The sequence below is a fragment of the Enterococcus saccharolyticus subsp. saccharolyticus genome, from assembly GCF_029023825.1.
GTDB lineage: Bacteria > Bacillota > Bacilli > Lactobacillales > Enterococcaceae > Enterococcus_F > Enterococcus_F saccharolyticus.
In genome coordinates this window covers 2,496,804-2,512,113 of the sequence record NZ_CP118957.1, presented here as the reverse complement: position 1 = coordinate 2,512,113, position 15,310 = coordinate 2,496,804, and the positions used below count along the sequence as shown (strand labels likewise).

Below are 15,310 nucleotides of genomic sequence, written 5' to 3'. Positions count from 1 at the left end.
TTTATTTGCCATAAATTGTCTGTGAACAAGACTCCTTTTGCTTCTATTTTGGAAATGAAAGGAGTCTTTTTTATGCAAAAATGGTCATTGCAACAAGTGGTGTTACTCGCGTTTTTAGCTTTTTTATTTGGTGGGGTATTTATGGGGGCAGGCGTTTTGTATGCTTTGTTAAATGCAGCGTTAACCCCGTTTGGACTTAGTCCGTTTGCCAATGAAATTTTATTTGGATTATGGACAATGGCCGCACCAGTTGCCGGGATGTTAATTCCTAAAAAAGGAAGTGCCACGCTCGGAGAAGTTTTAGCTGCTTTGGCAGAGATGTTATACGGTTCGTATTTTGGTCCGGGTGTCTTGCTTTCAGGTTTGATTCAAGGGTTTGGTACGGAGTTAGGCTTTATGGTGACTCGCTATCGACGTTATGACAAAGTGGCGTTGTTTTATGGCGCAATTGGAACGACCGTGTTGAGTTTTGTCTATGAGTTCTTCAAATTTGGTTATGGGACGTATGGATTTGGGATGGTTGCGGCATTGTTGGCGGTGCGTTTTGTTTCGGTTGTCTTTTTCGGAGTAATCTTAGTGACACAAATCATGAAATTGTATCAAAAAGTGCAAGATGCTAAGGTGTCTGTTTCATGATTGAATTACAAGCAGTTACCTTCCAGCAACAGGAAAAAATGATTTTTAATCACGTCACCTTTGCTTTTCCAGCACATCAACTGACCTTGGTAACTGGCGATAGTGGGAGTGGCAAATCGACATTGTTTCGCCTAATTGCTGGATTTGCGCAATTGTCGTATCAGGGAAATATTTTGTTAAATGGTGAAAATTTAGCGACAGCCTCAATGAAACAGAAAGCGCAAGCAGTCGGCATGGTCTTTCAAAATCCGAGCCAACAATTTACGATGCGTACTTTACGCAAAGAACTCATTTTTACGTTAGAAAATATCGGTTTGGCTCCTGTTGATATACAGGAGCGTATGAACCACGCATTGGCATTAGGGGAAACCACAGATTTAGCTGATAAAGCAATCAATCAATTATCTGGTGGGGAGAAACAACGAGCAGCATTAACTGTGGTTTTAGCGTTAGATGCGCCAATTTTATTATTAGACGAACCATTTGCTAGTATTGATCCAGAATCGCGTGTCCGTTTTATTCAAAAACTCAAACAATTACGTGACCAAGGAAAAACAATTCTTTTAAGTGATCATGACTGGTCAGGGTATCACGAGGTGGTCGATGCAGTGGTTGAAGTGACGGAGGGGCAATTACAGTTTGGTTCTCTGGATAAGTTAACAGTTGATACGGTTTTTCATTTACAACAAGCGGATACTACGCCATTTTTTGATTTTCAAAAAGTGCAGATCACACGCAATCAACGCTTGTTAGTTGAGACAACGAGTCAGTTACAAACAGGAATTACCACGTTGACGGGTGCAAATGGCGGGGGGAAAACCTCGCTATTAAAGGCGATGGTACAACTTGAAAAATACCATGGCAACATGTTTTTGCAGGGAAAAAAAATTCGAAAAAAGCGCCAACTTTATCAAACGATGTCATTAGCAGTTCAAGACGCTGCTAAACAATTCGTGGCGTTGACTGTGCAAGAAGAATTGGCATTTTGCAACAATCAACAACCCGAAATTCTAACGCAACAGCAAGCAGCGTTAGCATATTTTAATATTTCCAAAAACCAAAGTTTATTTCATTTAAGTGAAGGGCAAAAAAAGATTGTGCAGCTAATTAGCATGCTGAGTTTACCGCTGGATTTTCTTTTGTTAGATGAACCCTTTGCTGGATTGGATCAACACGCATGTGACTATTTTGTTGAATGGATACAACAGCAAGCGACACAACAAGATTTTTTAATCGTGACACATCGGTTAGCACCATTATCTGGTGTGAGTCAGCATCATCTAGTGCTTGCAAAGCAAACATTACAGGTAGGTGAACAGCAATGAAAACGACGAATACCTTGAATATGTCCCTATTTATTCTCATCCTCACCCTGGAAATTTCTTTTACACGGACGATTACGTTGAATTTATTTTTAATTGGATTAGCCGTGGTATTTTTCTTGGTTCATCAGAAATGGCGCAGTTTGCTTTTATTGATTTTTTTACCATTGATTCCGGCATTATCCACGTATTGGTCCGTCATGCTACATGGAAGTGGCAGTGGGGACGCGTTATTGCTTTTGACGCGCACGTATGCTTTTGCGGCATTGGGCTTATCGTTTGCTGTGGGGGTTGATTTAGAGGAGTTGCTTTTGGTGTTAGAGCAAAAAGGGGTGGCACCGAATTTTGTTTATGGTTTATTAGTTGTCGTGCATTCGTTACCGGCGATTAAAGAGGAAGTTCAGGCGTTAAAAGAAGCGAGTTTGTTAAAAGGCAAGCAATTACATTTTTGGTCACCCATGTTTTATCTTAAAACAATTTTTCTCGCATTTTCGTGGCGAGATCGTTACACCGAAGCGATGTATTCTCATGGCTATGATGAAATAGGAGAGAGAAGTCACCACCAACGATACATCAACTCGCTGAGTGGCGCAATTTTATTGGGGGGATTATTTGTCATCGGTAATTTATCATTGGTTATCTAGTAGAAAGTAGGAGGAAAAAAGATGTTTACAGCACTAGCAAGAGAAAAAGCAAATCCATATTGGGAAGGCAGTTTTCAACATCCCTTTATCCAACAATTACAAGCGGGAACGTTAGCACCAGAAATTTTTCGTTATTATTTGATTCAAGACCGATACTATTTAGAACATTTTGGTAAATTGTATCAACTAATTGGTGAACAATCGGAACGACCAGAAGTGAAGAAATTAATGGCTACGAACGCGGAACATTTAGCTTTAGGAGAGTTAGCGATTCGTGAAACTTTTTTTGCGGAACTAGGTATTACAGATGAAGAAATCAACACGACAGCGATTGCGCCAACTGCCTATCATTATGTGTCGCATATGTACCGTCAACTGGTTGAAGGTACACCCAATGTGGCGGTTGCCGGAATGTTGCCTTGTGCGTGGTTGTATCAAGAAATTGGCACACGTCTGATTGAACAAGGCTCACCACATGTCTTGTATCAACGCTGGATTGAAACGTATGCTGGCGAAGAATCAAAGGCGGCTATCCAAGGAGAAAGAAAGTTATTGGATCAATTATATGCTGAGAGCACACCAAAAGAACAAGAGCAAATGCTTGCTGCATTTGTGATTAGTAGTCAGATGGAATATGCTTTTTGGGAAATGGCTCAAACATTAGAAACGTGGGACTAAAAAAGAAAAAGCTATCCAAACAAGTGCAATCTTGCATCACAGGACCTACTTTGTTTGGATAGTTTTTTTAAGGCAAAAATTTATTGTTTCTAATGAATGGATTGCAGACTAATTTCACCAGAGGATAAAATTTTCATACCATCTGCAGTTAAAACGGCTAGTTCACCTGTATCAGAAATCGTTTTGGCGATGCCGCTGTAAGTGACACCTTGTTGTGTGAAGGTCACGGTTTTGTTTAAAACAAATGATTTTTCACGGTAAACTTTTAGGTAGCTGTTATCAGGTAAACCAGCAAGCAATTCAAAGAAATTTTGCCAGATTAAGTGCATTAACTGATTACGTGAAACTGGTGCGTTGCCTTCAGGGAAAAGCGAGCTGGCTTTTTTCTCAAGACCATCTGGAAATGTTTCAGGTGGAATGGAAAAGTTAATGCCCATCCCTAAGACCACATGAGAAATTCGACCCGTTTCAAAATCACTGGTTGCTTCCGATAAGATACCACAAATCTTTTTCCCATCTAAATAAATGTCATTGACCCATTTGATATCGGTTTTGCGTCCGGTCACTTCATCAATTGCTAGTGAGACAGCAACTGCTGCTAGCAACGTGTATTGTGGTAATTCTTCAAATGATTGGTTGGGATTTAACAAAAGACTCATATAAATTTGCCCGCGTGGACAAAAGAAAGGACGACCAAAACGACCATGTCCACCTGTTTGTGTTTCAGCAACATATAACGCAGGCGTGGTTTGCTGTGCCAGCGCCCCTAGTTTCGCATCTTTCATCGTTGAGTCGGTTTCATCCAGTAAAAAAATATTTGCTGCTTGTAACTCATTGGTGGCGATGCTGTCAGCTTCCAATACATCAGATGGCAAATACTGATAGCCATTTGCATGGCGCTCAATTTGATAGCCCATTTTTTCTAATTCACGAACAGCTTTCCAAATGGCTGTGCGCGAAATACCAATTTCTTGTGCCAATTTTTCTCCGGATAAAATCGCACCGTTTTGGCGTAATAATGCGAGCACTTTTTGTTTTGTATTCATTCGAAAAACGTCTCCTTCCCCAGTGTTAATTGCTAAAATGTTTGCGGAAAATTTGAATGGTCAATAAGTTATTGGCAAAGATAATATCAGCCTTATCAATCATGACACCTAATAAATAATAATCCTCTTCTTCATGATGTGACTGTGAACCGCCTAAAAGTTCATCGTAATAACTTTCTAAATTCAAATCACGAGGTGTGTTGAGCATTTCTAAAAAGTCGTAAATGTCTTCTGGTAATTCGTGGCATTGTCCTTGAATTTTCGCATGGAAACCTTCTGTTGGAAAATCCAATTCAATAGATAATTGTTTAATATCATGAGAAAAGAAATACATTAATAATTCATCGACAATTCGTCTAGATTTTTCTTTTTCCAGCATGCTTTTTCCCTCTTTTCACTTGGGTTATTGTATCCAACAACGGTACCATAAAAGCGGCAACAAAACCACAAGAAAATCCATTATTATACAAATTTAATCCCCCGTGTAAATACGCCACGTTTGAGACTAAGGTCATGTGGAAAAATCCAGCCAAAATACCATAAAATGCGCCGTAATAACCACTGATTGGCGCTAAACTTGTCCCAAAAATTGCTGTTAATAACACGGTAAATGTTTCACGTGAAAACTCTGGTGATAATTTTGAAGCTAAGACGACCCCAATTAAGATTGGCAAACTATTGCGCCAATGATTCCCAAAAGCACTAAAACCAACTACTGTTAAAATACCACCTATCAGTGGGCCAGAAAGTTCGCCACCCATTATAAAAATGAAACCTAACATTAAAAAGCCCATCAACGCCATGTTCATAAAGGTGGCGCCAATTTCAGCAATTACGACAAAGTCTGTCACTAATTTTCCAGAAGAAGCAAAAATGGTACGCATTCCTTTAAATGATCGGTGATTTAACAAGTATCCCATGATAAAGAGTAACGTAAATAAAACGAATAAGAAAATAGCCGATTTGACGTGGTATTCGGTCGACAGCAAATTAGGAATCGTGATGTCGCCACCAAATAAACGAAACGCACTGGTCACAAACATCGCAACAATTCCTGAGGTGAAACCAACATTATATAAAGAAAAACCTTGGTGAAATTGGAGAAATTGTGAGGCAAGTGGTGGTAAAAGAAAGCCCACTAAAATTCCGACAGCATATCCTAATAAAATACCCAACGGCAAAGGCAAACCTGTTCCAAAGGTTAGATAACTAATCACCGGTGAAGAGGAACTACCAAATAACGCAACCAACAAGAATTGCGAATAGGGTTTACGCACCGTTTTGGCGTACAAATATACACCAATAATAATCGGCAATGAGTTGTACAAATTTTTCCCAAAAAATGAAAAGCCAGATACGGTGAAAAAGGCAGCGATGAGCGGCCCGCTAACGGTGACCCCACGAGATTTTACCAAAAGGACACTAGCTAACGTTAAAATACCACTATTAAAAAAGGCACTTCCAAAGTTTCCAACAGCAAAATAATCGGTTAATAAATTACTGGGAGACATAAAAATATGCACAGTTCCCGTCCATAAATCGTGCGGTGTTTCACTGCAAACGCCGATTAAAATTAATAGCAGACTATACGCAATCATTAACCGGTATTTGAGTACTTGTGAGTTTAAGTTGATTAATTTATTGCGTGTGTGTAACGTAATTGTTTTGTTTTCCATAATTCACTTCCTATATTGTCATTTCTAGGTAACTATACAGTGAAATTTTTCGGAAAGTCAATTTTGAAAACTGAATGTAAATTTTCAAGTGTTAGACCTTGACGAAAATTTACCGAGTGTGTATAATAAGTAGTTGCAAAAACTATCTGAAAAGAAATGAGCAGGAACGAAATATTGTCCGTTTCGGCTTGGTAATAGGGAAACAAAAGTAGAACCTTCAAAAAAGAAGCACCTCTATTTTTGGTTTTTTTTTGCTTAAAAGCCGCAAAAAATGTTCGATGTTACACGTTTTTAATGTTTGTAACATAAATGTAATTATTGGATAGGTATTTTGAAAGACTTTTTAGAGGGGTGAAGAACTTGGCTGGACACGTAGTAAAATACGGAAAGCATCGCGAACGTAGAAGTTTCGCACGTATCAGTGAAGTATTGGAATTACCGAATTTGATTGAAATTCAAACAGATTCTTACCAATGGTTCTTAGATGAAGGACTAAGAGAAATGTTTGAAGACATCTTGCCAATCGATGACTTTAATGGAAACCTGTCCTTGGAATTTGTAGATTATGAGTTGAAAACACCGAAGTATACGGTAGAAGAAGCACGTGCACATGATGCAAACTATTCTGCACCATTACACGTAACCTTGCGTTTGACAAACCGCGAAACAGGCGAAATCAAAGCGCAAGAAGTATTCTTTGGCGATTTCCCATTAATGACAGAACAAGGAACATTCATTATTAACGGAGCAGAACGTGTTATTGTATCCCAATTAGTACGTTCACCTGGTGTGTACTTCCACGGAAAAGTAGACAAGAACGGTAAAGAAGGTTTTGGTTCAACTGTTATCCCTAACCGTGGCGCATGGTTAGAAATGGAAACAGATGCGAAAGATATTTCTTATGTACGTATCGACCGCACACGTAAAATTCCATTAACAGTATTGGTTCGTGCCTTAGGTTTTGGTTCTGACGATACGATTTTTGATATTTTTGGTGATAGCGAATCACTACGTAACACAATTGAAAAAGACTTGCACAAAAACGCAAGCGATTCTCGTACGGAAGAAGGCTTAAAAGATATTTATGAGCGTCTTCGTCCAGGCGAGCCAAAAACAGCAGACAGTTCTCGTAACTTGTTAAATGCACGTTTCTTTGACCCACGTCGTTACGATTTAGCAGCGGTTGGTCGTTATAAAGTAAACAAAAAACTAGACTTGAAAACACGCTTATTAAACTTAACATTAGCTGAAACATTGGTTGATCCTGAAACAGGTGAAATCATTGTTGAAAAAGGAACTGCGTTAACACACCAAGTGATGGATGATGTTTTAGGTAAACACCTAGACAACGGCTTAAACTCTGTAACTTATTACCCATCAGAAGACGGTGTCGTTACCGATCCAATGACTGTTCAAGTTATCAAAGTATTTGCACCAAAAGATCCAGAACGTGAAGTAAATGTGATTGGTAATGCGTATCCAGATACAGAAGTACGTACAGTACGTCCAGCGGATATCATTGCTTCAATGAGTTATTTCTTCAACTTAATGGAAGGAATCGGCAATGTCGATGATATCGACCATTTAGGAAATCGTCGTATTCGTTCTGTTGGTGAATTATTACAAAACCAATTCCGTATCGGTTTAGCACGTATGGAACGTGTTGTACGTGAACGTATGTCTATTCAAGATACTGAAACATTAACACCACAACAATTAATTAACATCCGTCCAGTTGTTGCAAGTATCAAAGAATTCTTTGGTTCTTCACAGTTGTCACAGTTCATGGACCAAACAAACCCATTGGGTGAGTTAACACATAAACGTCGTCTATCAGCCTTAGGGCCTGGTGGTTTGACTCGTGACCGTGCCGGTTATGAAGTTCGAGACGTTCACTATTCTCACTATGGTCGTATGTGTCCGATTGAAACGCCTGAAGGTCCAAACATCGGTTTGATTAACAGTTTGGCTTCTTATGCGAAAGTGAACAAATACGGATTTATCGAAACACCGTACCGTCGTGTTGATCGCGAATCAGGTAAAGTAACAGAACACATTGATTATTTAACAGCGGATATCGAGGACCACTATGTAGTAGCCCAAGCAAATAGCCCATTAAATGAAGATGGTTCATTCAAAAACGATATTGTTATGGCGCGTGCGACAAGTGAAAACTTAGAAGTATCTATTGATAAAGTTGATTACATGGACGTATCTCCTAAACAAGTAGTTGCGGTAGCGACAGCATGTATTCCTTTCTTGGAAAACGATGACTCCAACCGTGCCTTGATGGGTGCCAACATGCAGCGTCAAGCAGTACCATTGATTAACCCTCAAGCTCCTTGGGTAGGAACTGGTATGGAATACAAATCTGCTCATGACTCAGGTGCAGCATTACTATGTAAACATGATGGTGTTGTTGAATACGTGGATGCGTCAGAAGTACGCGTTCGTCGTGACAATGGTGCATTAGATACTTACACAGTAACGAAATTCCGTCGTTCAAACTCTGGAACAAGCTACAACCAACGCCCATTAGTTTCATTAGGCGAAAAAGTTGATGCAGGCGATATCTTAGCTGACGGACCATCTATGGAAAGTGGCGAAATGGCATTAGGTCAAAACGTCTTAGTTGCCTTCATGACTTGGGAAGGTTACAACTATGAGGATGCTGTTATCATGAGCCGTCGTTTAGTAAAAGACGATGTGTATACTTCTGTGCATATTGAAGAATATGAATCAGAAGCTCGTGATACAAAATTAGGCCCTGAAGAAATTACACGCGAAATTCCTAACGTTGGGGAAGACGCATTAAAAGACTTAGACGAAATGGGTATTATCCGTATCGGTGCCGAAGTACAAGATGGCGACTTATTAGTAGGTAAAGTCACTCCTAAAGGGGTAACCGAATTATCTGCAGAAGAACGTCTATTGCACGCAATCTTCGGTGAAAAAGCACGTGAAGTACGTGATACATCATTACGTGTTCCTCACGGCGGTGGCGGTATCGTTCACGATGTTAAAATCTTTACCCGTGAAGCAGGCGACGAATTATCTCCAGGTGTGAACATGTTAGTTCGTGTTTATATCGTGCAAAAACGTAAGATTCACGAAGGAGATAAAATGGCGGGACGTCATGGTAACAAAGGGGTTGTCTCTCGCATTATGCCAGAAGAAGACATGCCATTCTTACCAGACGGCACACCAGTTGATATCATGTTGAACCCACTAGGAGTACCATCTCGTATGAACATCGGACAAGTATTGGAATTACACTTAGGGATGGCTGCACGTCAGTTAGGCATCCATGTAGCTACACCAGTATTTGATGGTGCATCAGATGATGACGTATGGGAAACAGTTCGCGAAGCGGGCATGGCGCGCGATGCGAAAACTGTTCTTTATGACGGACGTACGGGTGAACCATTCGATGGTCGTATCTCTGTTGGGGTAATGTACATGATTAAACTTGCCCACATGGTTGATGATAAACTTCATGCTCGTTCAATTGGACCTTACTCATTGGTTACACAACAACCTCTTGGTGGTAAAGCTCAATTCGGTGGACAACGTTTCGGAGAGATGGAAGTTTGGGCGCTGGAAGCTTATGGTGCAGCGTATACCTTACAAGAAATCTTGACATACAAATCAGATGACGTTGTTGGTCGTGTGAAAACATACGAAGCTATTGTTAAAGGTGAACCAATTCCAAAACCAGGTGTACCGGAATCATTCCGCGTATTAGTAAAAGAATTACAATCACTTGGTTTAGACATGCGTGTATTAGATATCGATGAACAAGAAATCGAATTACGCGACATGGATGATGAAGATGATGATTTAATCACAGTTGATGCGTTAACGAAATTTGCGGAACAACAAAATGCCCGTGAATCTGAGAAAAACGCACAAAGCGGAGTAGAAGTAAAACCTGCTGATGAAGAAAATTCACCAGTAGATGCTCCATTAGATTAGACAGTAAGACAAGATTTTTAAAGATATGCTGGGAATTAGAGAATTTTCGAATTCTCTAATTCTGGTGTATTTTATCAAGATTTGTTCGTCTGTTTTGTAGCCATTAAATGAAATGGAGGGAACCCCTTTTGATCGATGTAAATAAATTCGAAAGTATGCAAATAGGTTTGGCTTCTCCCGAAAAAATCAGAAGCTGGTCTTATGGTGAAGTAAAAAAACCTGAGACTATTAACTATCGTACATTAAAACCTGAACGTGAAGGGTTATTTGACGAGCGTATTTTCGGTCCTACAAAAGACTGGGAGTGTGCGTGTGGTAAATACAAACGTATCCGTTATAAAGGGATTGTTTGTGACCGCTGTGGCGTAGAAGTAACGCGCTCAAAAGTTCGTCGTGAACGTATGGGTCACATTGAGTTAGCTGCTCCAGTTTCTCACATTTGGTATTTCAAAGGTATCCCATCACGTATGGGTCTTGTCTTAGACATGAGTCCTCGTGCTTTGGAAGAAATCATTTACTTCGCTTCTTACGTAGTAATTGAACCAGGAAATACAAGCTTAGAGAAAAAACAATTATTAACAGAACGTGAATACCGCGAAAAACGCGATCAATACGGCCAAGAATTTACAGCTGAGATGGGTGCAGATGCCATCAAGAAATTGTTAGATTCTGTCGATTTAGATGGCGAAGTGGCTGAATTGAAAGAAGAGTTAAAAACGGCTTCTGGACAAAAACGTACACGTGCAATTCGTCGTTTAGATATTTTAGAAGCATTCCGTGCTTCAGGAAATAAACCAAGTTGGATGGTTATGGATGTTATTCCAGTTATTCCACCTGATTTGCGTCCAATGGTTCAATTAGAAGGTGGTCGTTTTGCGACTTCTGACTTGAACGATTTATACCGTCGTGTCATTAACCGTAACAACCGTCTAAAACGTTTGTTAGACTTAAATGCACCAAACATTATCGTTCAAAATGAAAAACGTATGTTACAAGAAGCAGTAGATGCTTTAATTGATAATGGTCGTCGTGGCCGTCCTGTTACAGGACCAGGTAACCGTCCATTGAAATCTCTTTCTCATATGTTAAAAGGGAAACAAGGTCGTTTCCGTCAAAACTTATTAGGTAAACGTGTAGACTACTCTGGTCGTTCGGTTATCGTTGTTGGACCTTTCTTGAAGATGTACCAATGTGGTCTTCCAAAAGAAATGGCCATTGAATTATTCAAACCATTTGTAATGCGTGAGTTAGTTCAACGTGAATTAGCATCAAACATTAAAAATGCGAAACGCAAAATTGAACGCGGCGAAGATGATGTCTGGGATGTATTAGAAGACGTTATCAGAGAACATCCAGTTCTATTGAACCGCGCACCTACTTTGCATAGATTAGGTATCCAAGCCTTTGAACCTGTTTTAGTTGAAGGTCGCGCCATTCGTTTGCATCCACTTGTGTGTGAAGCCTACAATGCCGATTTCGATGGGGACCAAATGGCGGTTCACGTACCTTTAAATGAAGAAGCACAAGCGGAAGCACGTATGTTAATGCTTGCGGCACAAAACATCTTGAATCCAAAAGACGGTAAACCAGTAGTTACACCATCTCAAGATATGGTCTTGGGTAACTATTACCTAACAATGGAAGAAGATGGTCGTGAAGGTGAAGGCATGATCTTCCGTGACATGGATGAAGCCGTAACTGCATGGCGTAATGGCTACGTTCATTTACACTCACGTATTGCGGTAAATCCAAATACCTTGGGTGATAAACCATTTACAGCAGAACAAAAATCTCGCTTGATGGTAACAACGGTTGGTAAAGTGATCTTTAACTCAATTATGCCACCAGAATTCCCTTACTTGAACGAACCAACTGACTTTAACTTGACTGTTCAAACACCAGACAAGTACTTTGTAGAAGCAGGAACAGATATTCCAGCATTTATTAAAGAACAAGAATTAGTTGGCCCATTCAAGAAGAAAAACTTAGGAAATATTATCGCTGAAGTCTTCAAACGTTTCCGCGTGACGGAAACATCTCGTATGTTGGACCGTATGAAAGATTTAGGTTACAAACATTCAACACATGCCGGTATCACTGTTGGTATCGCGGATATCATGGTGTTGCATGAAAAACACGATATTATCGAACAAGCACATAAACAAGTGGAATCAATTACCAAACAATTCCGTCGTGGTTTAATCACAGATGATGAACGTTATGAACGTGTAATTGCTGTTTGGAACGCTGCCAAAGATGCGATTCAGTTAAAACTGATGGAATCTTTAGATGCGAAAAACCCAATCTTCATGATGTCTGATTCTGGAGCCCGTGGTAACATCTCTAACTTTACGCAGCTTGCGGGTATGCGTGGTTTGATGGCCGCTCCGAGTGGTAAAATCATGGAATTACCGATTATTTCTAACTTCCGTGAAGGGTTAACCGTCTTAGAAATGTTTATCTCTACCCATGGGGCTCGTAAAGGAATGACCGATACAGCCTTGAAAACAGCCGATTCAGGTTACTTGACTCGTCGTTTGGTAGACGTAGCCCAAGACGTTATTATTCGTGAGGATGACTGTGGCACTGACCGCGGTATTACTATCCAAGCAATTCGCGAAGGAAACGAAATTATCGAATCTCTTGAAGAACGTTTACTTGGCCGTTATACGCGTAAATCAGTGGTCAATCCTGAAACAGGTGTAGCATTAATTGGACCAAATGAACTAATTACAGAAGATATCGCAAAACAAATTATTGATGCAGGAATCGAAGAAGTATCGATTCGTTCTGTCTTCACATGTAACACGAAACATGGTGTATGTAAACATTGTTACGGCCGTAACTTGGCAACTGGTAACGAAGTTGAAGTTGGAGAAGCAGTTGGGACAATCGCCGCTCAATCTATCGGGGAACCTGGTACACAGTTAACCATGCGTACGTTCCATACCGGTGGGGTTGCCGGAGACGATATCACACAAGGTCTTCCTCGTATCCAAGAAATTTTCGAAGCGCGTAATCCGAAAGGGCAAGCGGTCATCACTGAAGTAACAGGTGATGTGGTTGATATTTCTGAAGATGCAGCAACACGTACGAAAGAAGTAACAATCAAAGGCGAAACTGATACACGTACGTATGTGGTGCCATTCACTGCACGTATGAAAGTGGCGCAAGGCGACATGATTAATCGTGGTGAACCATTGACTGAAGGGTCAATTGAACCAAAACACTTGCTACAAGTTAGTGATGTACTTTCAGTAGAAAACTATCTATTACGTGAAGTACAACGCGTTTACCGTATGCAAGGGGTAGAAATCGGCGACAAACATATCGAAGTAATGGTTCGTCAAATGTTACGTAAAGTTCGTGTCATGGATCCAGGTGAAACAGATATCTTGCCAGGAACATTGATGGATATTGCTGACTTTAAAGACCGCAACTACGAAGCGATTATTTCTGGTCGTGTACCAGCAACTTCTCGTCCAGTATTGCTAGGTATTACGAAAGCGTCATTGGAAACAAACAGCTTCTTATCTGCTGCGTCATTCCAAGAAACAACTCGTGTGTTAACTGATGCTGCCATTCGTGGTAAGAAAGATCCACTTCTAGGCTTGAAAGAAAATGTTATCATCGGTAAGATCATTCCAGCTGGTACTGGTATGCCTCGTTACCGCAACATGGAGCCAAAAGAAGTGACTGTTGCTAGTGAAAATGTTTATAGTATTTCAGACATCGAAGCACAAATGGCTGCGGAAGATGCACTGAATGAGTTTAAATAAACGACTATTTTTAAACGAGAGATTGTCTTATGAGACAGTCTCTCGTTTTTTTATAGTCAAAAATAATTTTAAATAAACACTTCTTCCGCATTAATATTTATAGAAATAAACCGAATGTTGCAAATGTTTATTTCAATAAGGGACGTGAAGGCAGTCAAACATTTACCTTTGCTTCGATTCTTGACAACGAATATTCGAGTGAAACTGGAGCGTTACTACGCTCTTTAGCGGTTGTCGCAGTGGTCTTGTTGGTTGTGGTGATTGTGTTTGCGTTGGCTATTCAGAACTTAGTAAAAGAGATTATTCTTGTTTTTGAATCGTATTTCAATGAAATGAAAGGCGGAACGTATCGTAGAATTAAACGACCAGAAAAACAAAAAGGCACTCGTTTTAATCTTAAAGCGAAAGCACAACGCTCGGTCTATCCTGACGAACATGGGACTGAAATCCAGCGCTTAGCCGCTAATTTTAATACGATGATTGATGGCGTGGAAGAATTGATAGTTAAATCGCAACGACAAAGTGAGCAAGTTGCGGAAATGGCTGATTCATTATTAGAATTAGCGCAACAAACAACCTCTGCAACTAGCGAAGTGACTGATACGATTACAGGTGTAGCGGAAATGACAGGAACACAAGCACAAGAAACAGAATATAGTGTGAGTCAAATGCAACAATTGTCAGATGTCATCCGAGAATTAACTTCTAATGTGATTGCATTGAATAACCAATCGCAAGATGCAAGTTCAAGTAATCGTCAGAGTATGGAAGTCATGAATGCAGTCAATTCGAGTTGGCAAAAAGAAATGGAACAAATGGGTGACTTGGTTTCTGGAATGAATGGGATGAATCAAAGCATTCAAGCAATTAACCAAATTATTAACGTGATTAATGATATTTCTTATCAAACGAATTTATTAGCATTAAATGCTTCGATTGAAGCGGCACGTGCTGGCGAATCGGGCAAAGGTTTTGAGGTGGTTGCTTCAGAAATCCGTCAGCTAGCCGAACAGAGTAAAAACTCAACAAAAGAAATTGAAACGATTATTAGTATGATTCAAGGACAATCTGAGCAAATGGTAGCCCAAGCCTCTCGTTCATTAGAAGGTGGCGAAAATCAAACGCATTTGATTAACCAAGCCATCACTTCTTCACAAGATGTCTTTGAACGAACCTCAGCAATGTTGGCAAATATCAAAGAAATTGAGGCTTCAAACGATCATATTGTGACGATTCAGAGTGGAGTACTGGGCAATCTGGAAAGTATTTCCGCATCAACGGAAGAAAATGCTGCTGGAACGGAAGAAGTTTCTGCCAATGCGGAAGAAGTCTTAGCGACAATGGAAGAATTTGTGGGACATGTCAGCGAGTTGCAAGGAATTGCTACCGACTTGAAACGCATGATGTCGGCACTAACATTTATTAAATAAGTATCAAAAAGAGGTTTAGTATAAGTAAAATGAAGACGAAAGTATCTGAACGAAACATGAGCGTTTTCGACGAGGCTCCACTGGACCGGAGAAGTAAGCTCTCTATTGTTCGGATACTTTATTC

Annotated in this window: 10 protein-coding genes; 7 read left to right on the top strand and 3 right to left on the bottom strand. The window is 40.1% G+C overall.

Annotation, left to right across the window (positions count from 1 at the left end; genetic code table 11):
• Positions 1–72 precede the first annotated feature (72 nt).
• From PYW32_RS12730 to tenA, 4 genes are read left to right on the top strand one after another with little or no spacing between them, the layout of a single operon-like run.
• Positions 73–636 (top strand): ECF transporter S component, encoded by a 564-nt coding sequence (locus PYW32_RS12730; protein WP_016173898.1) that lies wholly within the window; start codon positions 73–75, stop codon positions 634–636.
• Complete coding sequence (locus tag PYW32_RS12725; protein ID WP_016173899.1) at positions 633–1,961, top strand: ABC transporter ATP-binding protein; 1,329 nt, start codon at positions 633–635, stop codon at positions 1,959–1,961. Before PYW32_RS12730 ends, PYW32_RS12725 begins: the two co-directional genes overlap by 4 nt.
• Positions 1,958–2,602: an energy-coupling factor transporter transmembrane component T family protein gene (locus tag PYW32_RS12720; protein ID WP_016173900.1), complete on the top strand. Its 645-nt coding sequence runs from the start codon at positions 1,958–1,960 to the stop codon at positions 2,600–2,602. Before PYW32_RS12725 ends, PYW32_RS12720 begins: the two co-directional genes overlap by 4 nt.
• Positions 2,603–2,623: 21 nt before the next feature.
• The gene (gene tenA / locus PYW32_RS12715; RefSeq protein WP_016173901.1) at positions 2,624–3,280 is read left to right on the top strand and encodes a thiaminase II; all 657 of its coding nucleotides are present in this window, start codon (positions 2,624–2,626) and stop codon (positions 3,278–3,280) included.
• 89 nt (positions 3,281–3,369) lie between these two features.
• Here tenA and PYW32_RS12710 read toward each other — a convergent pair whose 3' ends face one another.
• The 3 genes from PYW32_RS12710 to PYW32_RS12700 are packed head-to-tail and all read right to left on the bottom strand — an operon-like array spanning position 3,370 to position 6,002.
• On the bottom strand, positions 3,370–4,326 hold the full coding sequence (locus PYW32_RS12710; RefSeq protein WP_016173902.1) for a biotin--[acetyl-CoA-carboxylase] ligase: 957 nt from the start codon (positions 4,324–4,326) through the stop codon (positions 3,370–3,372).
• A 25-nt stretch (positions 4,327–4,351) separates the two neighbouring features.
• Entirely contained in the window at positions 4,352–4,705 is a 354-nt protein-coding gene (locus tag PYW32_RS12705) for a hypothetical protein (RefSeq protein ID WP_016173903.1), read from the bottom strand.
• Positions 4,683–6,002: a DUF1576 domain-containing protein gene (locus PYW32_RS12700; protein WP_016173904.1), complete on the bottom strand. Its 1,320-nt coding sequence runs from the start codon at positions 6,000–6,002 to the stop codon at positions 4,683–4,685. The genes PYW32_RS12705 and PYW32_RS12700 overlap by 23 nt, the downstream gene beginning before the upstream one ends.
• A gap of 360 nt (positions 6,003–6,362) precedes the next feature.
• On the opposite strand from PYW32_RS12700, the gene rpoB reads away from it, so the two are divergent.
• From rpoB to PYW32_RS12685, 3 genes are all read left to right on the top strand, one after another.
• Positions 6,363–9,977, top strand: a complete 3,615-nt coding sequence (gene rpoB / locus PYW32_RS12695; protein ID WP_016173905.1) for a DNA-directed RNA polymerase subunit beta — start codon at positions 6,363–6,365, stop codon at positions 9,975–9,977.
• A 128-nt stretch (positions 9,978–10,105) separates the two neighbouring features.
• The gene (rpoC, locus tag PYW32_RS12690) at positions 10,106–13,756 is read left to right on the top strand and encodes a DNA-directed RNA polymerase subunit beta' (RefSeq protein WP_016173906.1); all 3,651 of its coding nucleotides are present in this window, start codon (positions 10,106–10,108) and stop codon (positions 13,754–13,756) included.
• 239 nt (positions 13,757–13,995) lie between these two features.
• Entirely contained in the window at positions 13,996–15,186 is a 1,191-nt protein-coding gene (locus PYW32_RS12685; RefSeq protein WP_016173907.1) for a methyl-accepting chemotaxis protein, read from the top strand.
• Positions 15,187–15,310: the final 124 nt, after the last annotated feature.